We start from the raw sequence: 23858 nt of genomic DNA, 5'->3' as shown, positions 1-23858 counted from the left end.
CTCACGCTACTGGCGTGCTCAGAAGACGTGATACTCCCCCGGTGCGAGGAAGAAGCCCGTGTCGGCGTTGATGTCGACGCAGGTGACACCGGCGGTCTCGACGAGGCAGTCGACACCATCACCGTTCGTCACGACGACGCCGTCATCGCTGATCACCTCGGCCCCCGGCTCGCGGATGGTGTCGGTGGGGCAGACCGGACGGGCCTTGCCCTCGAACGTCTCGATCCGACCGACGCCCTCGGCCGCGCCCCCACATATGCGGGCGTCCTTGATGAAGCCGCGACGCAGCTCACAGGCCGGGCCGATCACGGCGTCGTCGAGCAGGCAGTAGATGACGTCGTCATCTGTCGAGAACCGCGCGGCGACCTGGCCGGGCGCGCCGGCGGCGACTCGCTGGAGCGCCTCGCGGTACGTCGTCGGCCCGACCGGCTGATCGGTCGGCGGCTCCGGGGACGGCCCGGTCTCGGTCGGCGTCTCGGACCCGGCCGTCGGTGTGGTCACCGAGGCGATCGGCGGGCTCACCGAGGTCTCGGTCGCCGACACCGACGGCAGGTCGGTCGTCGGGCTGCTCGACGCGGTCGTCGACGGCCGCGTCGTGATCGTCGGTACGTCGTCCGCGTCACCGCCGTCCGACCCGCACCCGGTCAGCACACTCAGCACCGTCAACACGATCAGGAGGGTCGCCGTACCGATGGAGCGCATGAGGCCATCGTCCCAACTGAGATGGCCGATGGCCCGCCACCACACCGGTGACGGGCCATCAGGGTCTCGAGACGGTCGCGAGAGCGACCTCCTCGACCAGCGGATCAGCTGCGCAGCAGGTTGCGCAGGACGTACTGCATGATGCCGCCGTTGCGGTAGTAGTTGGCCTCGCCGGGGGTGTCGATCCGGACGACAGCGTCGAACTCGATGTCGTCGGCCTTGACCTTCACCGTCCGCGGCGTGGTGCCGTCGTTGAGCGCGGTGATGCCCGTGATCGAGAACGTCTCCTCGCCCGTCAGGCCCAGCGACTCGGCGTTCTCGCCCTCGGGGAACTGCAGCGGGATGACGCCCATGCCGATCAGGTTCGACCGGTGGATCCGCTCGTAGGACTCCGCGATGGCCGCCTTGACGCCCAGCAGCGAGGTGCCCTTGGCCGCCCAGTCACGCGACGAGCCGGAGCCGTACTCCTTGCCGGCCAGGACGACCAGCGGGATGCCGGCCTCCTGGTAGTTGACCGAGGCGTCGTAGACGGTGGTCACCGGGGCGTCGGCCGCTGAAGACGCAGAGAAGTCGCGGGTGAAGCCTCCTTCAGTTCCAGGCGCGATCTGGTTGCGGAGGCGGATGTTCGCGAACGTGCCGCGGATCATGACCTCGTGGTTGCCCCGGCGCGAGCCGTAGGAGTTGAAGTCGCGCGACTCGACACCGTGCTCGGCGAGGTACTTGCCCGCGGGCGAGTCCTTCTTGATGGCACCGGCCGGGCTGATGTGGTCGGTGGTCACCGAGTCACCGAGCTTGAGCAGCACCCGCGCGCCCTCGATGTCGGTGACCGGTGCCGGCTCGTCGGGCATTCCGTCGAAGTACGGGGGCTTCCGGACGTACGTCGACTCCGGGTCCCAGTCGAACGTCTTGCCCTCGGGCGTGGGCAGTGACTGCCACTGCTCGTCGCCGGCGAAGACGTCGGCGTAGTCCTTGGTGAACATCTCCGAGGTGATAGCGGTCGCGATGACGTCCTCGACCTCCTGGGCGGTCGGCCAGACGTCCTTCATGAACACGTCGTTGCCGTCGGTGTCCTGGCCCAGCGGGTCGTTGAACAGGTCGACGTCCATGGAGCCGGCCAGCGCGTAGGCGACGACCAGCGGCGGGGACGCGAGGTAGTTCATCTTGATGTCGGGGTTGATCCGGCCCTCGAAGTTCCGGTTGCCCGACAGCACCGAGACGACAGCGAGGTCGTTGTCGTTGACGGCCTGGCTGACCTCGGGGATGAGCGGGCCGGAGTTGCCGATGCAGGTGGTGCAGCCGTAGCCGACCAGGTTGAAGCCGAGCTTGTCGAGGTAGGGCGTCAGGCCGGCCTTCTCGTAGTAGTCCGACACGACCTTCGACCCCGGCGCGAGCGTGGTCTTGACCCACGGCTTGCTGGTCAGGCCCTTCTCGACCGCCTTCTTGGCCATCAGCGCGGCGCCGATCATGACCGACGGGTTCGAGGTGTTCGTGCAGGACGTGATGGCGGCGATCGTGACTGCACCGTGGTCGATCTCGAACTTGGTGCCGTCAGCGAGCTCCACCTGGGCGGGGTTCCTCGGACGGCCGGCGACGGTGTGGTCGACCGAGCCGTGGTCGCGCGGAGCCGGCGAGCTGTCGGACTGGCTGCTGTTGTGCGACGGCGAGTCCGATGCCGGGAAGGACTCGGCCACGGCCTCGTCGTACCCCTGCTGGTCGCCGGAGTCGTCGACGTACTCGTCCAGGGCGTCGCGGAACGCCGCCTTGGCGTCGGACAGGGACACCCGGTCCTGCGGGCGCTTCGGCCCGGCGAGCGACGGTACGACGGTGGCCAGGTCGAGCTCGAGCTTCTCCGAGAAGCGGGGCTCGGCGTCGGGGTCGTGCCAGAGACCCTGCTCCTTGGCGTAGGCCTCGACGAGGGCCAGCTGCTCCTCGGAGCGGCCGGTGAGCTTGAGGTACTTCACGGTCTCCTCGTCGATCGGGAAGACCGCGATCGTGGAGCCGAACTCGGGGCTCATGTTGCCGATGGTCGCGCGGTTCGCGAGCGGCAGCACCGAGACGCCCGGGCCGTAGAACTCGACGAACTTCCCGACCACGCCGTGCTTGCGCAGCATCTCGGTGATCGTGAGCACCAGGTCGGTCGCGGTGGCGCCCTCGGGCAGGTCGCCGTTGAGCTTGAAGCCGACGACGCGCGGGATCAGCATGGAGACCGGCTGGCCGAGCATCGCGGCCTCGGCCTCGATGCCGCCGACGCCCCAGCCGACCACGCCGATGCCGTTGACCATCGTGGTGTGGGAGTCGGTGCCGACGCAGGTGTCGGGGTAGGCCTGGAGCACGCCGTCGACCTCGCGGGTGAACGCGACGCGCGCGAGGTGCTCGATGTTGACCTGGTGGACGATGCCGGTGCCCGGCGGGACGACCTTGAAGTCGGAGAAGGCGGTCTGGCCCCAGCGCAGGAACTGGTAGCGCTCCCGGTTGCGCTCGTACTCGATCTCGACGTTGCGCCCGAACGCCTCGGGCGTGCCGAAGACGTCGGCGATCACCGAGTGGTCGATGACCATCTCGGCCGGCGCCAGCGGGTTGATCTTGGTGGCGTCGCCGCCGAGGTCGGCCATCGCCTCGCGCATCGTGGCCAGGTCGACGACGCAGGGCACGCCGGTGAAGTCCTGCATGATCACCCGGGCCGGGGTGAACTGGATCTCCTTGTCGGGCTGGGCGTCCGCGTCCCAGCCGGCGAGGGCCTTGATGTCCTCGGCGGTGATGTCGGCGCCGTCCTCGGTGCGGAGGAGGTTCTCGAGCAGCACCTTGAGGGAGAACGGCAGCGACGCCTGATCGAGACCCTCTCCGGTCACCGCGTCGAGGCGGAAGATCTCGTAGGACTTCCCCTCCACATCCAGGGTGCTCTTGGCGCCGAAGCTGTCCTTGCTGGCCATCCGCGTCTCCGTCCTCTAACGACATCTGTGTCGGGGTAGGTCTGCCGCCACATCCTGCCGCCGTCAACCGGCGGGCGGATAGTGAGGCTGCCCTAAGTCGGGACCACCAATCCCCGACATCTCTTGATGTCAAGATACATGGGACCGAGTGAAACCACCAGTCGTCCCAGCATCCAGAACCCGTCTCAGATCCGTATCACCTTCCCCGACCTGCCGGACAGGGTCGGCGAGGTCTCCCTAGCCTCGCCAACAGGGCCCGAGCCAGGGACTGTCCGCGACCGCGGGGGCGGAGACCGAGGAGCAAGAGCATGACGGAGCTGCAGCGGACCACCGCAACGGTGGCGGCGTACCGCCACCTCCAGGTCGTCTCTCCGACGTACGCCGGCACGCCGGAAGGGTTGCAGACGTTCCCGTGGACCGCGCGACTGTCGCGCCGGGAGGCCGACGTGCTGCGCCTCCTGGCCGAGGGCCAGTCGACCGCCGAGATCGGGCGCACCCTCTTCATCTCCCCCGCGACCGTGAAGTGCCACGTCGCCCGGCTGATCGCGAAGGTCGGGGTGCGTGACCGCGTGCAGCTGGTCATCGCCGCCTACCGCAGCGGGTTCGCCTCCGTCGACTGATCCTCGCTCAGGCCGGCACGCCGTCGTCGGTCTCCGCGAACTGGGTGCGGTAGAGCTCCTGGTAGCGGCCGCCGACCGCCAGCAGCTCGGAGTGGGTGCCCTGCTGGACGATGTTCCCGTCCTCGACCACCAGGATCCGGTCAGCAGCGCGGATCGTTGAGAGCCGGTGCGCGATGACGAGTGCCGTTCGCCCGGCGAGCACCTCCGCGAGCGCCGCCTGCACCGCTGCCTCGGACGTGGAGTCGAGCGACGCCGTCGCCTCGTCGAGGACGACCACCCGCGGTCTTTTCAGCAGCAGCCGGGCGATGGTCAACCGCTGCCGCTCACCGCCGGAGAGCCGATAGCCCCGCTCACCCACGACCGTCGCGAGGCCGTCGGGCAGCGACCGCACCAGGTCGGCGAGGCGGGCCCGCTCCAGGGCGTCCCACACCTCCTCCTCCGTCGCTTCCGGCCGCGCGAACAACAGGTTGCCGCGGATCGAGTCGTGGAAGAGGTGCCCGTCCTGGGTCACCATGCCGACGGTGTCGCGGATCGCCGCCGCCGAGAGGTCCCGTACGTCGATGCCGGCAAGCCGTACGGCGCCCGCGTCGACGTCGTAGAGCCGGGACACCAGCTGCGCGATCGTGGACTTCCCGGCACCTGACGAGCCGACGAGCGCGACCAGCTCGCCCGGCTCCGCGCGCAGGGTCACCCCGTGCAGGACCTCCTCGCCGCCGCGCGTGTCGAGCGTCGCCACGTCCTCCAGGGACGCCAGCGAGACCCGATCCGCCGACGGGTAGGAGAAGCGGACGTCGTCGAGCTCCAGGGACACCGGTCCCGCCGGCACGTCCTTGGCACCGGGTCGGTCCCGGATGAGCGGCTCGAGGTCGAGCACCTCGAAGACCCGCTCGAAGCTCACCAGCGCCGCCATCACCTCGACCCGCGCACTCGCGAGGGAGGTGAGCGGGGCGTAGAGCCGGGTCAGCAGCAGCGAGAGGGCGACGACGTCGCCGGCGTCGAGCCGGCCGGTCAGGGCGTAGTAGCCGCCGAGGCCGTAGACCAGGGCCACCGCGAGCGCGGACACCAGCGTGAGGGCGGTCACGAAGGTCGTCTGCACCATGGCGGTCCGGACGCCGATCTGCGCCACCCGCCGGGCCCGCACGGCGAAATCGGCGGACTCCTGGTCCGGCCGGCCGAACAGCTTGACGAGGGTCGCACCGGGTGCCGAGAAGCGCTCGGTCATCTGGCTGCCCATGGCGGCGTTGTGATCGGCCGCCTCGCGCTGGATGCTGGCGAGCCGGTTGCCCATCCGGCGCGCCGGGACGACGAAGACGGGGAGCAGGACCAGCGCCAGGAGCGTCACCCGCCACGAGATGCCGAGCATCACCACCAGGGTGAGGACGAGCATCACGAGGTTGCCGACCACTCCCGACAGCGTGCTGCTGAAGGCTCGCTGGGCGCCGATCACGTCGTTGTTGAGTCGACTGACCAGCGCACCGGTCCGGGTCCGGGTGAAGAAGGCGACCGGCATCCGCTGCACGTGGTCGAACACGGCCGTCCGCAGGTCGAGGATCAGCCCCTCACCGATGCTCGCGGAGAGCCCCCGTGTGATCAGGCCCATCGCGGCGTCCAGCACGGCGACGCCTGCGATCGCCAGCGCCAGCAGCACCACGACCCTCGACTCGGAGCCCGCGACGATCGCGTCGACCACCCGGCCGGCCAGGACCGGCGTCGCCACCGCGAGCGCGGCGCCGGCCACGCTGAGCACGAGGAAGCCGATCAGCTTGCGGCGGTGCGGCCTCGCGAACGCCAGGATCCGGCGGGCGGTCGCGGCGCTGAAGGCGCGCCGCTCGTCCGGTGCGCTCATCCGCCGGTACATCTGGCTCCACGCGATCGACTCCATGCTCATGCGACGACAGTAGGACTTCAAGTCAACTTGAAGGCAAGTTTCGGGCGCACGGGCCGGAACTTGGCGCGGGGCGCGGGCAGGCTTAGGTTGCTGTTCCTCATGCGTGGAACGATCCGGGTCTACTGGCGCATCCTCGTCGCCGGGTTCCGGCGGCAGTCGGCCTACCTCCTGGCGGCGTTCGGCGGTCTCGTCGCCAACACCACGTTCGGTCTGCTCAAGGTGGCGATCCTGTTCGCAACCGTCCGCGCGGCCGGCGGCGAGCTGCAGGGGTACGACGTCGCGCTGATGAGCACCTACATCTGGGTCTCGCAGGGCCTGCTCGGGTCGGTCAACCTCTTCGGCCGGATCGACATCGCCGACCGGATCAAGGACGGCGACGTCGCCGTCGACTTCCTCCGCCCGCTCGACGTACAGGCAGCCGCGATCACGACCGAGGTCGGCAAGTCGCTCTTCAACCTGATCCCGCGCGGCATCCCGTCGGTGCTCATCGGCGGCCTCGTGGTGGGCATGGCGCTGCCGGACCACCCGGCGTCGTACCTCCTCGGCGCCGTCAGCATCCTGCTCGGCATCGCGATCTCGGCCGCCACCGTCTACCTGGTGGTGGCCGCACCCGGCTTCTGGCTGGTCGAGACCCGCGGCCTGCAGATCCTCTACATGGTGGTGTCGGGATTCCTGGCCGGGCTGTTCGTGCCGATCTGGATCTTCCCGAAGTGGCTGGAGATGCTCGCGCAGGCGACGCCGTTCCCGTCGATGATGATGTATCCCGTCGACATCATCTCGGGCCGTGTCGACGTCACGGAGTCGCTCGTGCTGCTCGCGGTCCAGCTCGCCTGGCTCGCCGGCGTCGGCGCGCTCGGCCAGGTCCTCACCCGGGCCGGTCGGCGCCACCTGGAGGTGCAGGGTGGCTGACTCGCTCGGCGCCCGGACCCGCCCTTATCGCGCGGTGCTCGCATCCCGGGCCCGCTCACAGCGCTCCTACCGGGCCAGCTTCGCGGTCGACCTCGCCAGCTCGATGCTGGTCGGGGTGATCGAGCTGGCCGAGATCTGGGTGCTCTTCCACAACGTCGTCGAGCTCGGTGGCCTGGAGTTCTCCCAGATCCTGCTGGTGTTCGGCCTGGCCGACCTCTGCTTCTCCCTCGCCGACATGACCTTCGGGCACTGCGACAACCTGCCGACGTACCTCCGGGCCGGCACCCTCGACGTCTTCTACCTCCGCCCCCAGCCGCTGCTGCTCCAGCTCGTCACCAGCGACATCTCGCTGCGCCGCCTCGCCCGGGCGGCGGTCGGAGCCGTTGCACTGGTGGTCGGCCTGACTGTCAACGACATCGCCTGGAGTCCCGCCCACGTGCTGTTGCTCCTCGTCGCGATCGTCAGCGGCTACGCGATGTTCGCCGGGATGTTCGTGTGGGCGGGCGGCGCGCAGTTCTTCCTGGTCGAGGGCGCGGAGACCACCAACGCGTTCGTGTACGGCGGCCGCTACGCGGCGACCCAGCCCGCCTCGGTCTGGAACCGGCCGCTGTGGGCGGTCTTCGGCTTCTTCTTCCCGATGGCGTTCACCGGGTTCCTGCCGGCGCTCTGGCTCCTCGGCGTGGAGGCACCCCTCGGGCTTCCCGACTGGGTCGGCTGGTGCGCGCCGGTCGCCGCGGCGTGGACCTGGGTGATGGCGCTCGTGAGCTGGCGCCTCGGCGTCCGGCACTACCAAGGAGGCGGAGGATGACCGAACCGATCATCGAGACCACCGGGCTGACCCGGGAGTTCAAGGTCCGTGACGGGCTCAAGCGGCGCACCGTCCTCGCGGTCGACGACCTCACCCTCCGGATCGAGCCCGGCGAGGCGGTCGGGTACATCGGCGCGAACGGCGCCGGGAAGTCGACCACGATCAAGATGCTGACCGGGATCCTGGTGCCGACCCAGGGCTCCGTGACAACCTGCGGGCTCCGGCCGGTGCAGGACCGGCGGCGGCTCGCCCGCCAGGTCGGCGTCGTGTTCGGCCAGCGCTCCCAGCTGTGGTGGGACCTGCCGGTGCGGGAGTCTTTCCGGATCCTCGCGGCCATCCACGACCTCTCGGCGGCCGCGGAGAAGGAGCGGACCGACGAGCTGGTCGAGCGGCTGGAGATGGCGGAGTTCCTGGGGACACCCGTGCGTCAGCTGTCCCTCGGCCAGCGGATGCGGGCCGAGATGGCCGCGGCGCTGCTCCACTCCCCCCGGCTGGTCATCCTGGACGAGCCGACGATCGGGCTCGACGTTCTCTCCAAGCAGCGGCTCCGCGAGTTCCTGGTCGCCGAGCGGCGGACCCACGGCACCACCCTGCTCCTGACCACCCACGACATGGGCGACGTCGAGCGGCTCTGCGACCGGATCCTCGTCATCGACCGCGGCCGGCTCGCCTACGACGGCGACCTGCCCGGACTCTCGCGGACCGTCGGCGCCGAGCGGGTCCTCGTCGTCGACCTCGCCGAGTCGATCGAGGACCTGACCGGCATCCCGGGCACGCGCCATCTCGGCTCGGAGGGCCACGGCCTGCGCCAGCGGCTGGCGTTCGACGCCGAGGCGACCACGGCCGCGCGGGTGCTGGCGTCCGTCAGCGAGCGGGCGGAGGTGCTGGACCTCACCGTCGAGGAGCCGGACATCGAGGACGTCGTACGACGGATCTACGCCGCGCGCCGCTGACGCGCGTCGTACCCGGCATCTCTGCTCCGGATTGGCAGGATCCTGAAATTTTTGGCGGGTGCCTGTCGTATCCCAACCGTGCCGTTCGTGGTGAGGTTGAAGCAACCCCCACCCAAGGAGATCAGAGATGCGCACCCTGTACGTCACCGAGTTCATCACCCTCGACGGCGTCATCGACTCGCCCGGAGGCAACGAGGGACACCCCCACGGCGGCTGGTCGTTCAAGGACGTCGAGTTCCGCCCCGAGGTCTACGCGATCAAGGAGCAGGAGCAGGAGGAGGCCGGCGCGTTGATGCTCGGCCGGGTCAGCTACGACCTCTTCGCACCCGTGTGGCCGAAGATGACCGAGGAGTTCCCGAAGTACAACGCGATGCCCAAGTACGTCGTCTCCACCACCCTCAAGGAGGACGAGCTCGTCGACAACTGGGGCGACATCACCATCCTCCGGAACATGGACGAGGTCGCCGCACTCAAGGAGACCGAGGGCGGACCGATCTCCGTCCACGCCAGCGCCCGGCTCGCTCAGTCGCTGGCCGCCGCCGGTCTGGTCGACCGCTACCACCTGCTGGTCTTCCCGATCGTGCTCGGCTCCGGCAAGCGGCTCTTCACCGACTCCTCACCCGACAAGCAGAAGCTGAGCCTGGCCGAGAGCGAGTCCTACGCGAACGGCGTGCAGAAGCTCATCTACGACGTCGTGCGGTAGCCGGGTGTAGACCGGTCGTAGAACCTCGACGACCGGAGTGCACCGTGACCGACCTCGACCGACTCCCGGCGCCGCGCCAGCGGCGCCGCGACGACGTCGCTGCCGCGGTGACCGCCGGGCTGGTGCTCGTCATCGCGGTGGCGTACTTCGTGGCGCGTGGTGGCTCCGAGCCGGGTCGCCCCGCGGCGACGCAGGCGTCGGCCGGAGTGCACCCGTGCGCGGCCGGCGATCTCGTCGCCGGCGGTGCCAGCCGACAGGTGACGGCCGGTACGACGTACCTCACCGCGACCCTCGAGCTCGCCCCGGGCGTCGAGCCGTGCACGGTCGACGGCTTCCCGTTCGTCGTCGTCCTCGCCGACTGGCGTCCTGCGGGCGTCGCGACCGTCACCGACGGCAGCCTCGGCGACGCCCGGCAGCTCACGGTCCTGCCCGACCGTTCGGTGAAGGTGACGTTCGGATGGGCCGCCTCCCACGCCTGCGGACCGGTCGACGACGACGCCGTCCGGCTCCGGGTCGCACCGGGCCTGGCCGTGGAGGTCCCCGGCTTCGGACGGTCGGCGTGCAGCGCCGGCGAGACCCCGCCCGCGGTCCGGGTCGGACCCTTCACCTACGTCGACCCGAACACCGAGCGCGGCAGTGTCACCGGTGTCGTGACGCTCAACGGCGGACCCGCGCTCGGGACCGGCCAGTTCGTCACGTCCGGCGAGGTCGAGTTCGCCGGCGAGCCCGACGGCCACCGGGCCGCGATCGGCGCGGACGGGTCGTACCGGATCACGCTGCCGACCGGGCGGTACCAGGTCACCGTCTCGACCCACCAGTGGAACGGCGGGGTGCCGTACGCCGCGGGAACGTTCGACGTCGTCGGCGGCGAGCTCAACGACTTGAACCTCACCCTGCCCGTGCGCTGAGGCACACGACTACCGCGTTGCGGCCGGCTCCAGCAGCGACCTCGGCGGTTCGGCTCACTCACGGAGTCGCCCCAGCCTCGCCGCAGTCGACCTCGGCTACCAGCGGTCTGGGCCAGGCCTCCGGGACCTCCGTGGTGTTGGTCAGGACGACAACCACCGATCCGCTGGCCGGCAGGCACGCCGTCCAGGCGAGGTAGCCGAGGTTGTATCCGCCGTACCCGAATGACCTGGCGTCCGACCCGGTCATGTTCGTCAGTCCGAGGCCGTGGCCGTCCCCGTACCTGTCGATGCGCTCACCGGTCTCCACGTCGCGGGCCATGGCGGTGAGCGACTCCGGAGACACGAGTTGCCCCGTGCACAATGCCTGCCACCAGTGCGCCAAGGACGACGCGTCCGTCGCGAGCGCGCCTGCGGGGCCGGCGGATGTCGAGTCTGCCAGCGATGGCAGGGTGCCGCCCCTGGCCTCGAGGGCGGAGACCGGCTCCGCGTAGGGCATGGCGATCGGCTCGCTCGGGGCCTCGTCCGGCTGGTAGATGAGCCTGGGTATCCGGTCGATGCCGAGGACGCCGTCGCGAAGCACGTCGACCAGCGGCCGCCCGGTGACCTGCTCGATGATCAGCCCGAGCAGGTTGTAGTTGGTGTCGGCGTACTCGAATGTCTCGCCTGCAGGCCAGCGATCCTCCTCGATCGTCGCCAGTACCTCGGCGAGTCGCCACGATCGCCCAGGCCTGGTGGCGAGCTTCTCCTTGAATTCGTCGTCGAACCAGTCGGGGATGCCGCTGTAGTGGCTGAGCAGGTGGCGGATCGTGGCCCCGTTGCTGTCGAAGTCGAGGTCGGCGGGCAGGTAGTCGGCAGCCGGGTCGTCGAGGCCCAGCTCACCGGCCTCGACGAGCTGCATCACCTGGGTCGCGACGATCGTCTTGGTGACGCTGGCGATGGCGAACTGGTCGCGGACCCCGACCTTCCGGCCGCTCGCGTCCGCCGTGCCGATCGCTCCGCTCCACGAGCCTTCCGGTGACAGCACCGTGGCCGACATGCCGGCGCCGTCCGCGTCCTCGCTCATCTCCTCCAGAACGGCCTGGAGCTCGGCGGCACGGTCCTCGGACACGGGGTCCGCGTTGATGTCGGCGAAGGCGCGGACCGGGAATGGCTCGGGCGCCGGTGGCGGGGTCGCCTGCGTCTCCGTGGCTGACGGTGAGGCAGGTTTGGTGGCTGGACCGGCCGGTGACTCCGAGCTGCACCCGGCGAGCGCTAGGACGAACATCAACGCCAGCGACAGCACCGGCCTTCGGCACCAGGATCTGTTCATTCCGCACCTCCCTCGAGTGGGAGCGGGTTCCACCCTCTCGACCACCGCGCCCCCAGGAACGCGGGCGGCGCGTACCCCCAGCCGAGGGGCGCGTTGGAGAGCTCGGTTGCCTGGGTGCCGTCCGCACGGGCGAGGTAGAGGCTGCGCGCCCGCACGTAAAGCACCCAGGATCCGTCCGCAGACCAGTCCGGGAATCCGCCCGGGACGTCCATCCGGGTGAACCCCGACCCGTCGATTCCGATGCGCCACATCCCGTCGTCGTTGCCGAAGATCAGCCGCTGGCCGTCCGCGGCCCACGCCAGCCCGTTGATGTGGCCCTCGGATTCGTACAGAGTCCGGCTACCGGTTCCGTCCGCGTTCATCACCCGAAGCCGGTGGCCCCAGTCCCCGTGGCCGTCGAAGTAGGCGATCTGGCTGCCGTCAGGTGAGAACACCGGGTAGTAGGTCTCCCGATCGAACATGGCCGGCTCTTGACCGGGAGCCGGCTCGGGATCCGGCCGCGGCTCAGGCCTGTGCAGGAGACGCGGCGTGCCCCCGTCGGCTCCGACCGTGTAGATCCCGGGCTTGCCGGAGAACGCGTCGGAGTAGATCACTTGCGAGCCATCGGGGGAGATCGAGCCCCCGAGGTAGGTCGTGCCGCTTGCGACCCGAGACTCGGTGCCGTCGGCGTTCAGCACGGCCAGGCCGAGTCTCCCCTCGGCGGTGCCGTCGATGTCCACCCTGGCGATCAACAGCTTCGTCCCGTCGCTCGACCATCCCAGTGGCTGCCCCGGCTCGTCGGCCACGAGCTTCGGCTCCTGGTCGGGTCGCCCCGGGTCGACCGCCCAGATCCCGTTGCGATCCCCGTAGACCAGCCAGCCGTGGACGGCGGCGAAGATGGACAGAGCCCCGCTGGGTGGTGGGCTTTGAGGGGATCCTCGGTGCCCTACTCGCCGCTCTCGATGGCGGCGTGATCACCAGTATCCACGGGGTCGTTGAGGAGCGCCATGGACTCCTCTGAGAGGTAGCGACGGTCGCCGGCGATCCACTCGTCGTGCATGTCGATCAGGACCGCACCGACCAGCCGGATGACCGCGGCGGCGTTGGGGAAGATGCCCACGACGCGGGAGCGGCGCTTGATCTCCTTGTTCACTCGCTCCATTATCCGGCCCTCGTGGTGGGGTCAAGGTTGTGCGTCGGTCGTTTCATCTTGGCCGGATGCTGTTCAGGTGTCCTTCGAGGGCTGTCGCGACGTGTCGGTGTCGTTCCTGTTCGGCGGTCCAGCCCCGTTCTTCGGCGTCGGTCTGTAGTGCTCGGATGTCGGCGAGTTGGTCGGTGAGCGTCGGCTCGAACTCGGCGGCCGGGGTGTAGTTGTCGCAGGTCTCGCAGATGTTGGCGTAGGGGCAGGTGCCCTGGGATTCGTGGCGGGAGCAGTAGCCGTGTGCCACGCGGGTCTTGAGCATCTCGCTGGCTAGCCAGGAGATCTTGTCTGGCACGATCGGTCGTCCTACCGGGGTGAGGGTGAGCTGGCGGCGCATCTTGCCCATCGCCTCGTCGTAGGCGCCTCGCAGGGTGGGCGATGCCAGCGTGGCGTAGCGGATGGTCATCTCCGGGGTGACGTGTCCGAGCAACGCCATCAGGGCCTGCAAGGACATGCCGGCGTTGGCCAGTGCGGTGGCGTAGGTGTGGCGTAGCTGGTGCGGCGTGATCGTCAGCGGCCCTCCTTCGGGCCCGCATAGGCCGGCTTCTGCCGCGGCCGCGAGGAGTCCGTTGCGCAGCCGGGTCGCGCCGAGCCGTCGCCCGTGTTCGGTGAAGAGGAAGTCGGTGGGTCGGCCGGTGCGGGGGTGCGGGATGGGTCGATGAACACCCCGGTGGTGGGCCCACTGATCCAGCGCCGCCAGGGTTTCCTCGTCGAGCGGGACGGATCGTTCGGTGGCGAGCTTGCCGAGCGGGACCCGTAGCCAGGTCCCGGCGGGGCCGTAGTCGATGACGGCGTCGATCTCGAGGTCGAGGAGTTCCCCTACCCGCAGGCCGGATCCGCGCAGCACCTGCAGGCCGGTCCGGGCGAACCGATCGGGCAGGTCGGCGACGGCGGCCATCAGCCTGGCGTCGACGTCAGGGGCGAGGGCTCGTGGCAGTAGCCGGTCGAGTTTGGGGACGTCGGCGGCGAACACCAGCCGGCCGGCGGGTGCCTCGGCCCAACCCCAGGCGGCGATGTCCTCGAGCAGGTTGCGCAGGCTCAGGACGGCGGCCTGGGTGACCGCTGGCGACACCGGCTGGGGGCGGGCCTTGCGGCCGCGCCACGAACGGGTCCGGTTCCAGATCAGGAACTCCTCGACGTGGTGGCGTTCCAGGTCCCGCAGCGTGGTGACTTCGGGGTGGTGCGCGGTGAGGAACTCCGCGAACGGCAATAGGTCGTTGACCAGGGACTCCACCGAGCGGGGGCGCAGCACGCTCGCGCGGGTCTGGACGTAGCGCAGCAGCACTGTCCGGATCGCCTCGGCCATCGCGACGTCGGCGAAGCGCTGCTCCAGCGTCCGGGACCAAGGCCGGCGCCGCGGCGGGGCGTCATGGACGCCGATCTCGAACATGAGCTGTCGCAGGCTGGCCAGCCGGGCGCGGTAGGCACGCAGCGAGGACCGCGACAGCTGCATCGTCTGGCCCAGCTGCTCGTCGAACTCGGCGACGATCTGCTGGCTGAGGTCGGCGATCGTGCCGCCGTGCCAGGCCAACAGGACCGCGAGACATTCACCGAGCACGGTGTCGACCCAGGTCGGGGTCCAGCCCAGCCGAAGCCCGGCTGCCCGGGCGGTGGCGAAGTCCTCGCCATGGTGGGCTTCGACGATGGCGCCCAGTCCGGTGAGGTTCTTGGCCGCGGCCAACTCGAGGTCGAGCCGTAGCCGGCCGGTGCCAATGAGGAACACCAGCAGCGGCCACGCGCGGGTGCGGCGCAGCTCGGTGACCCGTGTGGTGGTCGGCTGATCCATCCAGACCCACGGATCCGGGTGAGCGGCGAGGAACCCGCGGGCGCTACGCAGCCGGTCCCGCAGCGCCCGGTCGCCGCAGCCGAGCCGCTGGCAGTGCTCGACATAGGCGCTCATCCAGTCGTGGTCCGCGGTGGTCGCGGTCCTTGCGACGGCGGTGCTCACCGGATCTCACTCAGGGTCGCCCGGGCGGCCGCGTACTCGGCGGCCAGGTGCTCGGTGGAGAGATGCACGTACCTGCTGGTGGTTTCCGGGCTGACGTGGCCCATCAGCTCCCGCAGTGCCAGCAGGTCGATCCCTGCGACGGCAAGCTCGGTGCCGTAGGTGTGCCGCAGCCGGTGCGGTCGCACCCTGGTCGCTCCCGAGGTGTCCCGGTGCCGCCGAAACAGCGCCCGTAGCCCCGCTTCGCTGACCGGCGCGCCGGTGGTGGGTCCGCGCAGCACTACGAAGCACTCCGGGGTGGTGAGTCCGCGGGGTCGCTCGTGACGCAGATAGGCGACCAGCTCGGCGAAGAACGCGGCGTCGACCGGGACCACCCGTTCCCGTCCACCCTTGCCGACCACCCGCAGCCGTCGTCGTCCCTGGTCGACGTCCTTGATCAGCAAACCGCGTACCTCTGCCGAACGCAGGCCGCCCAGCAGCATGGCCAGCACCATCGCCCGGTCCCGATGGGTCCGCAACCCCGACATGAAGGCCTGCACCTCGGCCAGATCCAGCGACTCCGGAAGCCGACGCTGCTCACGCACCAGACGCCCGCCGCCACGTGCACGACCCGGGCCGAGATGGCCGAGCATGCCCCGGGCGGTGGGCCGCAGCCCCTGGCCCCGACGCGGTGCGGGGACCGGATTCGCCGCACAGGCCTTGCTCATCACCAGGAACTCGAAGAACGCGCGCACTGCGGCGACCCTGCGGTTGATCGTCGCGGGCGCGGCACTGGGTGGCGCGAGCCGGACCACCTTCCCCGACCCCGGTGTGCGGGCGCCCTGCCAGTCGACCCAGGCAAAGACGTCCATCGGCTCGACCGATCCCAGCGAGAGGTCCCGCTCGTCGAGGAACCGGGCGAAGTTGACCAGGTCGAAGGCATAGGCCCGGACCGTCGCCGGCGAGAAGGCCCGCGCCCGTAGATGCGCCAGGAACTCGTTCCCTACTCCCGTGCCGGGCCAGTCGCCGACCAAACAGTGCCTGCCATCCACAACCTGTACCGACACCGTCATCGCGGCTTCCTTCCCTCACCGTCAGCATCGACCTGCCAGCCGGCCGGTGGAGGGACCTCACGCCGCTAACGGGAGCGTGTCCTCTGAGGGCCGGTTAACGGATAGTGGGTTGGTCGACCAGATCTTGCGCCAGTGGGCCTTGGGAAACGCGGTGAACGCGAGGACCTCGGCCTTCGCGTCGTCCATCAGCGGCCCGACCTTCGGGAACGAGGCGGCGAGCTGGTCGCGGACCTCGTCCCACGCGGCGGCGACAGCCTCGGGGTCGGGTTGGGCGAAGATCGTGCGGAACACCGCGGCGACCATGTCGGCGTGGCTCTTGGGGACGTGGGCCAGGAGGTTGCGGGCGAAGTGGACTCGGCAGCGCTGGTGCGCGGAGCCCTGGAAGGACCGCTTCAACGCCTTGACGAGCCCGGAGTGCTGATCGCTGATGACCAGCTGCACGCCACCGAGTCCGCGCTGTTTGAGGCTGAGCAGGAAGCTGCGCCAAAACGTCTCGTCCTCGCTGTCCCCGACGTCGAGTCCGAGGACCTCGCGGGATCCGTCGGCGGCGATCCCGGTCGCGACCACCACGGCCATCGAGACGACCTGGCCGCCCTTGCCGGGCTTGTTGCGCACGTGGAGGTAGGTCGCGTCGAGGTAGACGTAGGGGAACGTGATGTGGTCCAGCGGCCGGGTCCGGAACGCGCCGACCGACTCATCGAGCTGCTCGCAGATCCGGGAGACCTCGGACTTGCTGATCCCGCTGTCGGCGCCCAGCGCGACGACCAAGTCGTCCACGCTCCTGGTCGAGATGCCGTGGACGTAGGCCTCCATCACCACCGCGTACAACGCCTGATCGATCCGGCGGCGCGGCTCGAGGATGGACGGGAAGTAGGAGCCCTTGCGCAGCTTGGGGATCCGCAGCTCGATGTCACCGGCCTTGGTGGCCAGCAGCTTGGGACGGGTTCCGTTGCGTTCGGTGACACGGTCCTCGGTGCGCTCATAGCGCTCCGCGCCGATCACGCCCGCGGCTTCGAACTCGACGAGCTCCTGCAAAACGGTGCGGACCGACTCGCGGATCATGTCGACGCCATCGCCGGTACGGAACGCCTCGAGCAACTCAGACAGGGCAGACTGGGACAAGGCCATCGGTGGTCTCCTTCAGTGCGTGACTTGGTCGTTTCACACCGAAGATCCCGCCGATGGCCGCCTACTTCACGCAGCCCCGCCGTTGGACCTCAAACCCCACCACCCCAAGGGACTCTCCTGCGAAGGATGCCCGTGTCGATCTGGTCGATCTGTTCGATCTGCTTGGGCTGCTCGACCGGGTCGGTATCGGCACGGTCCTGTCCAGCCAGTGTGGCGGTAACGCCGATGACGAGAGCGACGGCGGCCGCCGCGGCACCCGCCACCAGGCCCCGGTTCCGGCGCACCCGACGGCGTCCTCGCCAGAGGTCGGCGGACGGTGGCGTGGGCTTCATCTCGAACCCCTCGGCCACCGCGTGCAGCCGCTCGATCAGGTCGGAATCGTTGATGCTCATGCGTCCTCTCCCTCCCGAACAGGGGTGCCGAAGTCGACGTCCAGCGCCCGGCGCAACGCGGCCAGGGCATCGCTGGTCTGGCTCTTCACCGTGCCGGCGCTGATGCCGAGGTCGGCGGCGGTCTCCTCGACGCTCAGCCCCAGGTAGTGGCGGAGGACGACCACCTTGCGCTGCCCGAGCGGCAGCTGCCGGATGGCCGACCACATCACCTGGAGGTCCTCGGTGGGCAGATGAGCGGCAGCAGGGCTCTCGCCCACGGTCGCGGCGCCGCGCTCACGGCGCCACGGCCGCCGCACCTGATTGAGATGACTGTTCACGATGACCTGACGCACATAGGCGTCGACGTTGGCCGCGCGGGACGCCCGTGGCCACGCGGCGTACAACCGCGCCAGCGCGTCCTGCACGATGTCCTCGGCCTGGTGCGGATCACCGCAGAGCAGGCAGGCGGTGCGGAACAGCTGGAGTCGTCGCTCCGCGACGTAGGTCGTGAAGGCCTCGTCTACGTCCATCCTCGGACCCCCTTTCACCCTCCAGACACCACGCACGGGAGATCCGTTGGGTCGATCCTCGACCCAACGGAAACCTGTGTCGCACAAACGAGAAACGGGAGGACACCTGGTCGTCGCGACATGTGAGGCATTGATGGTCGGTGCGCCGCACGGTCTCGCCACCTCGACGGCGTTATCGCGTATCGCTCCGCGACGGCACGATCCCTGCCTACCACTGCGGCCGTCGGGCAATCCGCATCCGCGTCGATGAACTCGAGGCAGCACTACGCCGGATGCCCTCCGCCCGCTGGTGAGAACGCCGAGGTCGCTCGTCCCCCTTTCAGGGTCATACGGTTCGCTCGAGGGACGGTCTACGCCGCACGAGGTCGGCGTGTGCGTCGAACGGCTGCGCGACGCCGACGCGCTGCCTCGCGGGCGTCCGTGCTGCACACCGCCCACAAAGACGCGGCCCAAACCAGAGACGTCGACTCGGCGTAGGTCGTCTGAACCGGCCCGGAGTTTCGAGAAACTCCGGAAACGCCGCCCAGGATGCGGTGGCGCATCAGGCGCATGACTCACAGCGGGATCTGGCCGGCCCGCGTCGGCTCCTCGCCACGGTGTGCCCGCACAGGTAACGGGCGCTGTCGGGCAGTCAGTGGCTCGGCGTGCCCGTTCGTTCGACCCACATTCGACAACAATCCGACGTAAAGTCGGCGCAGAAGGGGGTCATCATGAGGCGAGTCGGCCCGGTCGTCCTGCTCCTCCTCACCGCTGTGCTCCACGTCGTGCCGGCGTCGGCGCTCGTCACCACCGACGCGAAGCAAGAGCCACTGCTCCAGACGGTGCATTGGCGCGTCCAGTTCTCTCCCAACGGGGACGGCCGCAAGGACGCCGGCCGGATCAGGTTCCTCCTGTCGAAGTCGGCGCGGGTCAAGTTGGTCGTCCGCTCCCAAATCACCGGCGAGGTGGTGCGCGGCCCGGTGAGGCTCGGCCGCCTGGCCCGTGGTGAGCACCTGTGGCGCTGGGACGGGAAGCGCGACGGCGGCGGCGTCGTACCGGACGGCACCTATCCCGTGATGGTGACGGCCACCCGTGGCGAGCGCAAGCAAACGGTCAACGTAGCCAACGCGACGGTGGTGACGACCATGGATCGCGGCTCGCTCGTGACCACGCGTCTCCCGGTCTATCCCCAGGCGAACCAGGTCGCGGACCGCGTCCTCCTCGTGTACCTCTTCCCAGGGTGGGACTACTTGACAGAGTTCCACGCGGACGGTGTTCCCCGAGTCGTGTTCGAGATCCGCTCCGGCTCCGGGGACGTGGTCCGGCGCGGGATCGTCAAACACGCGATCACACCGACATTCGCGTGGTATGCGCGTCGGGGGGACGGCAGCGCCATGCCTGCCGGTGACTACCGGGCTCGGATGATCGTCCATGACGGCGCCGGCAACCGACAGGTCTTCAAGAGGCAGCTGACGGTGTCTCACGAGCAGCTGATCGAGGATGTCTTCACCGACACGCTCGCAGCGGGTCAGACGCGGAGGTTCCGGGTGGCCGAGGAGGACTACTGCGCAGCAACCCCCAGCGATCGCTTCCCCGACGGGTTGAGCTTCCGCCCCTGCTGGTTCGACGGTCCGACGCGGGCTTACTTCACATACTCCGTACCGTTCGCGGCTGCACCGGCGGACAGCTTCCGCGTTTCCGTCACCGGTGGCCCGACAGAGCATGGGACGACAGATCAGGGGTATATCTACGGGCCTTCGCAGGCGCCGACATTCACGGTGCCGGGTGACGGCACCACCACGATCCCATGGCAGACGCCGGACCTCGCTACACATCCGTTCTTGCCCGGGCTCTCTGATGCCTTGTGGTGGTCGTTCTCAACCGAGAGCCCCGATTCCTATGACGTCGACACGTTCACCGTCGAGTACCGCCACTACTGCGAGGCAGCGGACGAAGAGTGCCTGAACCCATGAGCAACTGAAACGATGCGGTGATGACCGGGTCGCGCCGAGGAGAACGCTTCCGGACTCAACTTGAAGCGCCCCAGGTTTGATGCCGCATCCTTTCGAGTTGGAAGGATGCGAACCGTGCCGAAGAAGATCGATCCGAAGGTCAAGGAGCGCTGCGCCCGTCTGGTGCTGGACCGCCTGGCCGAGTACCCCTCGATGACCGCTGCCTGTGAATCCGTGGCCCGTCGCGAAGGCGTCGGACCGGAGTCCCGTGCGGCGCTGGGTCCGCCAGGCCCAGGTCGACAGCGGCCAACGCCAAGGCATGACGAGTGAGGAACTGGCCGAGGTCAAGGAGTTGAAGGCCAAGGTCCGCCGGCTCGAGGAAGACAACGAGATCCTGCGCAGGGCCTCGATTTTCTTCGCGGGGAGCTCGACCCCCGCAACCGCTGATCGTCGCGTTCATCAACGAGCTGCGGGCCGAGGGCCACGTGGTCGAGTCGATCTGCCGTTCCTGGGCGAGCAGGGCTGCCAGATCGCCGTGTCAATGGCCATGTTGCGGTCCCCGCTGGTGGCCAACTGAAAGTCCCCACCCTCCGCTGAGGTTCAGTGGGTGTTGAGTCGGGTTCCTCCCTTCGCTCGGGCCTGTTTCATGCGGTAGGAGTCGCCGTCGGTGACGATGGTGTGGCAGTGGTGCAGGAGTCGGTCGAGCATGCTGACCGCGGTGGTGTGCTCGGGCAGGAATCGTCCCCAGGACTCGAAGGGCCAGTGGGACGCGATGCCGAGGGATCGGCGTTCGTAGGCGGCCGCGACGAACCGGAACAGCAGCTGGGCTCCGGTGTCGTCCAGGGGCGCGAATCCGAGCTCGTCGACCAGGATCAGGTCGTTGCGGAGCAGGGTGTCGATGACCTTGCCGACCGAGTTGTCGGCGAGTCCTCGGTAGAGGGTCTCGACGAGTTCGGCGGCGGTGAAGTACCGGACCCGGTGACCGTGCTCGACCGCGGCGATACCTAACGCGATGAGGGTGTGGGACTTCCCGGTGCCGGCAGTGAGTCCGACAGACTGCAACATTTGCGTTCCGTGCTGCCCTGCCAGGTGCGGGTGACGGTCTCAGCCCATCCGTTGTTCGGCTGCCTGCTGGCTGCGCATCACTTCCGGCGGGTGGACGGGGTCGTGTACTTGGTGGTGGACCTGCCGGACGGGAGTCCCGGCACGATCCGCGCAGATGCAACCGACGTTCTGGGGACCTCAGCGGCGGAGTTCGCGGGCGTTGTCCTCGACGGGGAGGGTCTTCGGGCCCTGCACGCGATGGTGACGAGGCTGCGCCCGGCGCGCCGTTCTGGTCGCGCTGGTGCCCGAGACAACAAATAGGTTCGACCCACCCTGATCGCGCCAACGAACCTTGGGAAGGTGAACCTATTTGCGTGCCCTGAGAGTAGCCGCTGAGTCCGTCCAGCTTGCACTTCCGGACCCCGACTTGACCGATCCGAATGACCGCTGGTGGGAGCTGCCGGATGCGACCCGCGCTCACGTGCTCGGACTGCTGGCCGTGTTGATCGCCCGTGGCGTGCTGATCGACGCCACCGAGGAGCGGCGGGAGGTGGCTGGCGATGCCTGAGTCGTCCACGCTGATTCCGGCGAAGATCGCTCCGGTCCACCTGGGTCGGGACGCCTATGTGTACGTGCGGCAGTCCACCTTGACCCAGGTCCGTGAGCACACCGAGAGCCTGGCCCGCCAGTACGAACTGCGGGAACGCGCGGTGACGTTGGGCTGGGATCCGCACCAGGTCAAGGTGATCGACGCCGACCTAGGACGGTCGGGGTCAGAGGCCACCGCGCGGGAGGGATTCAAGGAACTTGTCGCCGATGTCGGGCTGGGACAGGTCGGCATCATCTTCGGTATCGAGGTCAGCCGGCTCGCCCGCAACAACACCGACTGGTACCAGTTGCTGGACCTGTGTGCGCTGACGAACACGCTGATCGCCGACTCCGACGGCGTCTATCACCCCGGGGAGTTCAACGACCGGCTGGTGCTTGGCCTGAAGGGCACGATGAGCGAGGCCGAGCTGCATCTGATCCGATCCCGGTTGACCGCGGGCCTGCGGCACAAGGCTGAGCGTGGTGAACTGCGCCAGGGTCTCCCGGTCGGGTTCGACTACGACCACGACGACAAAGTCGTCCTCAGCGCCGATGAGGCGGTGGTGGAGGCAATCGCGACCGTGTTCCGCCGGTTCGCCGAGCTCGGCTCGGCCCGTCAGGTGCTGCTGTCGCTGCGCGAGGACGGGCTGCTGCTGCCGCGCCGTCCGGCACGCACCGGCCGGATCCACTGGACGGCCGCAACGTATCCGGCCGTGCACGACTTCTTGACCAACCCCTGCTATGCCGGCGCGTTCGTGTTCGGACGCAACCGGACCGAGAAGCGCATCGACCCGAGCGGACGGGTGGTCACCCGCACCGTGGCGCTGCCTCGAGACGAGTGGGCGGTGCTGATCCCCGAGCATCACCCCGGCTTCATCGACTGGGCTACCTATGAGGCGAACACCGCGCAGCTGCGGGCGAACTGGCGCCCGCCACGAGGCACTGGCGGTGGCGCGGCCCGCGAGGGATCGGCGTTGCTGCAAGGTCGGATCCGGTGCGGCAGATGCGGCCGGATGATGCAGACCGGATACTCCGGCACCAACGGCAACAGCCCGCGCTATGTCTGCGCCCGAGCCAAGCAGCTCTACGGCGGCGAGAAGGGCTGCCAAAGCCTCGGCGGCAAACGCCTGGAGCAGCGGGTCCTGGACGAGGTCTTCGCCGTGCTCGCCCCGGCCGCGCTGGACGCCACCGTCCAAGCCCTGCGCGACGCCGAACAAGCCCACGCCACCAGCCTGCGTGCGTTCACTTTGGCGGTGGAACGGGCTCGATTTGAGGCCGACCGCGCCCGACGCCAGTACGACGCGGTAGAGCCGGAGAACCGGCTGGTCGCCCGCACCCTGGAACGCGCGCTGGAGACCAGGCTTGCCGACCAGCGGCAAGCCGAGCGTGACCTGCTCGCCCAGCAGGCCCGGCGACCGGTTCAGCTCACCGAGGACGAGCTGACCTGGCTGAGCCGTGCCGGCGCCGACGTCAAGGCCATCTTCGAAGCGCCGACCACGTCGTTTCGTGACCGCAAGCAGCTCTTGCGCGCGATCCTCACCGAGGTGGTCGTGACCATCGATGAGGAGAAACGCACCGCAGCGCTCACCCTGATCTGGCAGGGCGGCGCAAGCACCGAGCTGGCAATGGAGATGAACAAGACCGGCGGCCACGCCCGGACCACCGACGAGGACACCGTGTCCCTGGTCCGCCGACTCGCCCAGAACTACGACGACACCACCATCGCGATGATCCTGGCCCGACAGCGCCGCCGGACCGGAACCGGCCTGAACTTCACCAAAGCCCGGGTCAAGAGCCTGCGGGTCGCTCGCGGGATCCCGGCCTACCAACCGCCGACCGAAACTGTCGCACCCGTCGACGATGATGCAGTCGTGGTCACCGTCGCCGAAGCCGAACGCCTCCTCGGCGTCGGCAAAGTCACCATCTACCGATGGTTGAACGACGGATTCTTGACCGGCGAACAGCTCACCGCCGGAGCACCCTGGCGGATCCGCATCGACCAAGCCGTCCGCGACCGGCTGGCACCCGAGGTGCCCGAGGGCTGGCTCCGGCTCGCCGACGCCGCCAAAGCCCTCGGAGTTGCCCGGCAGACCGTGTTGCACAAGGTCCAACGCGGAGAACTCGAAGCCGTCCACGTCAACCAAGGACGGCGAAAAGGCCTACGAATCAACGTAAACGGCCACCAGACTGGACTGTTTGATCAACCCTGAGGAAAGGACTGCGCAGTGCAAACCGGTGCCGGCGGGGCCGATCATGCACACGTTCTCGGCCGCGCGGACCCACTCCAGGGACGACAGGTAGTCGAACGTGGCGGGTGGGATCGAGGACGCGGCGACGTCGAACTCGGCCAGGGTCTTGG

At 69.0% G+C, this 23858-nt stretch carries 22 protein-coding genes and 2 pseudogenes; 11 read left to right on the top strand and 13 right to left on the bottom strand.

The window, feature by feature from the left end; translation table 11 throughout:
• Positions 1 to 18: 18 nt before the first annotated feature.
• Positions 19 to 702, bottom strand: coding sequence for a hypothetical protein (locus D0Z08_RS24250; protein WP_118927860.1), 684 nt, complete (start codon positions 700 to 702; stop codon positions 19 to 21).
• A gap of 104 nt (positions 703 to 806) precedes the next feature.
• Entirely contained in the window at positions 807 to 3632 is a 2826-nt protein-coding gene (locus D0Z08_RS24245; RefSeq protein ID WP_118927859.1) for an aconitate hydratase, read from the bottom strand.
• A 308-nt stretch (positions 3633 to 3940) separates the two neighbouring features.
• Between D0Z08_RS24245 and D0Z08_RS24240 the strand changes: the two genes are divergently transcribed.
• A complete protein-coding gene (locus tag D0Z08_RS24240; protein ID WP_118927858.1) occupies positions 3941 to 4252 on the top strand; it encodes a response regulator transcription factor in 312 nt (103 codons plus the stop codon).
• A 7-nt stretch (positions 4253 to 4259) separates the two neighbouring features.
• On the opposite strand, the gene D0Z08_RS24235 is transcribed toward D0Z08_RS24240, so the two are convergent.
• The gene (locus D0Z08_RS24235; RefSeq protein WP_118927857.1) at positions 4260 to 6140 is read right to left on the bottom strand and encodes an ABC transporter ATP-binding protein; all 1881 of its coding nucleotides are present in this window, start codon (positions 6138 to 6140) and stop codon (positions 4260 to 4262) included.
• Positions 6141 to 6239: 99 nt separating this feature from the next.
• Between D0Z08_RS24235 and D0Z08_RS24230 the strand changes: the two genes are divergently transcribed.
• The 5 genes from D0Z08_RS24230 (at position 6240) to D0Z08_RS24210 (ending at position 10421) form a co-directional block, all read left to right on the top strand.
• Positions 6240 to 7049 (top strand): ABC transporter permease, encoded by an 810-nt coding sequence (locus D0Z08_RS24230; protein WP_118927856.1) that lies wholly within the window; start codon positions 6240 to 6242, stop codon positions 7047 to 7049.
• Positions 7042 to 7857 carry an ABC transporter permease gene (locus D0Z08_RS24225; RefSeq protein WP_118927855.1) on the top strand — a complete coding sequence of 272 codons (816 nt, stop codon included), beginning with the start codon at positions 7042 to 7044 and terminating at the stop codon, positions 7855 to 7857. The genes D0Z08_RS24230 and D0Z08_RS24225 overlap by 8 nt, the downstream gene beginning before the upstream one ends.
• Complete coding sequence (locus tag D0Z08_RS24220) at positions 7854 to 8810, top strand: ABC transporter ATP-binding protein (protein ID WP_118927854.1); 957 nt, start codon at positions 7854 to 7856, stop codon at positions 8808 to 8810. Before D0Z08_RS24225 ends, D0Z08_RS24220 begins: the two co-directional genes overlap by 4 nt.
• A 127-nt stretch (positions 8811 to 8937) precedes the next feature.
• Positions 8938 to 9513 carry a dihydrofolate reductase family protein gene (locus D0Z08_RS24215; protein WP_118927853.1) on the top strand — a complete coding sequence of 192 codons (576 nt, stop codon included), beginning with the start codon at positions 8938 to 8940 and terminating at the stop codon, positions 9511 to 9513.
• Positions 9514 to 9557: 44 nt separating this feature from the next.
• Positions 9558 to 10421, top strand: coding sequence for a hypothetical protein (locus tag D0Z08_RS24210; RefSeq protein ID WP_118927852.1), 864 nt, complete (start codon positions 9558 to 9560; stop codon positions 10419 to 10421).
• A gap of 58 nt (positions 10422 to 10479) precedes the next feature.
• On the opposite strand, the gene D0Z08_RS24205 is transcribed toward D0Z08_RS24210, so the two are convergent.
• The 8 genes and pseudogenes from D0Z08_RS24205 to D0Z08_RS24170 form a co-directional block, all read right to left on the bottom strand.
• The gene (locus D0Z08_RS24205) at positions 10480 to 11529 is read right to left on the bottom strand and encodes a serine hydrolase domain-containing protein (RefSeq protein ID WP_182481466.1); all 1050 of its coding nucleotides are present in this window, start codon (positions 11527 to 11529) and stop codon (positions 10480 to 10482) included.
• Positions 11530 to 11726: 197 nt separating this feature from the next.
• Positions 11727 to 12515, bottom strand: a complete 789-nt coding sequence (locus D0Z08_RS24200; RefSeq protein ID WP_118927850.1) for a TolB family protein — start codon at positions 12513 to 12515, stop codon at positions 11727 to 11729.
• A 140-nt stretch (positions 12516 to 12655) separates the two neighbouring features.
• Positions 12656 to 12871: pseudogene (locus D0Z08_RS24195) on the bottom strand (transposase); the annotation flags it as partial.
• Between the two features lie 43 nt (positions 12872 to 12914).
• Positions 12915 to 14858 carry a tyrosine-type recombinase/integrase gene (locus tag D0Z08_RS24190; RefSeq protein WP_220454333.1) on the bottom strand — a complete coding sequence of 648 codons (1944 nt, stop codon included), beginning with the start codon at positions 14856 to 14858 and terminating at the stop codon, positions 12915 to 12917.
• Positions 14855 to 15907, bottom strand: a complete 1053-nt coding sequence (locus D0Z08_RS24185; RefSeq protein WP_118927849.1) for a tyrosine-type recombinase/integrase — start codon at positions 15905 to 15907, stop codon at positions 14855 to 14857. Before D0Z08_RS24185 ends, D0Z08_RS24190 begins: the two co-directional genes overlap by 4 nt.
• Before the next feature lie 102 nt (positions 15908 to 16009).
• Positions 16010 to 17035: pseudogene (locus D0Z08_RS24180) on the bottom strand (IS256 family transposase); the annotation flags it as partial.
• Between the two features lie 89 nt (positions 17036 to 17124).
• Complete coding sequence (locus tag D0Z08_RS24175) at positions 17125 to 17427, bottom strand: hypothetical protein (RefSeq protein WP_118927848.1); 303 nt, start codon at positions 17425 to 17427, stop codon at positions 17125 to 17127.
• The gene (locus D0Z08_RS24170; protein ID WP_118927847.1) at positions 17424 to 17936 is read right to left on the bottom strand and encodes a SigE family RNA polymerase sigma factor; all 513 of its coding nucleotides are present in this window, start codon (positions 17934 to 17936) and stop codon (positions 17424 to 17426) included. The genes D0Z08_RS24175 and D0Z08_RS24170 overlap by 4 nt, the downstream gene beginning before the upstream one ends.
• A gap of 710 nt (positions 17937 to 18646) precedes the next feature.
• Here D0Z08_RS24170 and D0Z08_RS24165 point away from each other — a divergent pair.
• From D0Z08_RS24165 to D0Z08_RS24160, 3 genes are all read left to right on the top strand, one after another.
• Positions 18647 to 19888: a FlgD immunoglobulin-like domain containing protein gene (locus D0Z08_RS24165; protein ID WP_118927846.1), complete on the top strand. Its 1242-nt coding sequence runs from the start codon at positions 18647 to 18649 to the stop codon at positions 19886 to 19888.
• Positions 19889 to 20002: 114 nt separating this feature from the next.
• Positions 20003 to 20197, top strand: a complete 195-nt coding sequence (locus D0Z08_RS31755; RefSeq protein WP_147381531.1) for a hypothetical protein — start codon at positions 20003 to 20005, stop codon at positions 20195 to 20197.
• Positions 20187 to 20444: a hypothetical protein gene (locus D0Z08_RS24160; RefSeq protein ID WP_147381530.1), complete on the top strand. Its 258-nt coding sequence runs from the start codon at positions 20187 to 20189 to the stop codon at positions 20442 to 20444. Before D0Z08_RS31755 ends, D0Z08_RS24160 begins: the two co-directional genes overlap by 11 nt.
• Before the next feature lie 23 nt (positions 20445 to 20467).
• Here the strand turns inward: D0Z08_RS24160 and D0Z08_RS24155 are convergent, their stop codons facing one another.
• The gene (locus D0Z08_RS24155; RefSeq protein WP_220454332.1) at positions 20468 to 20932 is read right to left on the bottom strand and encodes an ATP-binding protein; all 465 of its coding nucleotides are present in this window, start codon (positions 20930 to 20932) and stop codon (positions 20468 to 20470) included.
• 406 nt (positions 20933 to 21338) lie between these two features.
• Here D0Z08_RS24155 and D0Z08_RS32340 point away from each other — a divergent pair, with 406 nt between their 5' ends.
• Positions 21339 to 21479, top strand: a complete 141-nt coding sequence (locus D0Z08_RS32340; RefSeq protein WP_182481465.1) for a hypothetical protein — start codon at positions 21339 to 21341, stop codon at positions 21477 to 21479.
• Complete coding sequence (locus D0Z08_RS24145) at positions 21472 to 23709, top strand: recombinase family protein (protein ID WP_118927843.1); 2238 nt, start codon at positions 21472 to 21474, stop codon at positions 23707 to 23709. Before D0Z08_RS32340 ends, D0Z08_RS24145 begins: the two co-directional genes overlap by 8 nt.
• Here the strand turns inward: D0Z08_RS24145 and D0Z08_RS33495 are convergent.
• A partial coding sequence (locus tag D0Z08_RS33495) for an ATP-binding protein (protein ID WP_182481464.1) occupies positions 23659 to 23858 on the bottom strand: 200 nt, incomplete at its 5' end. The two genes, D0Z08_RS24145 and D0Z08_RS33495, sit on opposite strands and share 51 nt — an antisense overlap.

It is taken from the genome of Nocardioides immobilis (assembly GCF_003515065.1).
Classification (GTDB): domain Bacteria; phylum Actinomycetota; class Actinomycetes; order Propionibacteriales; family Nocardioidaceae; genus Nocardioides; species Nocardioides immobilis.
The sequence above is the reverse complement of the archived record's forward strand: the minus strand, read 5'-3'. Positions and strand labels throughout refer to the sequence as shown.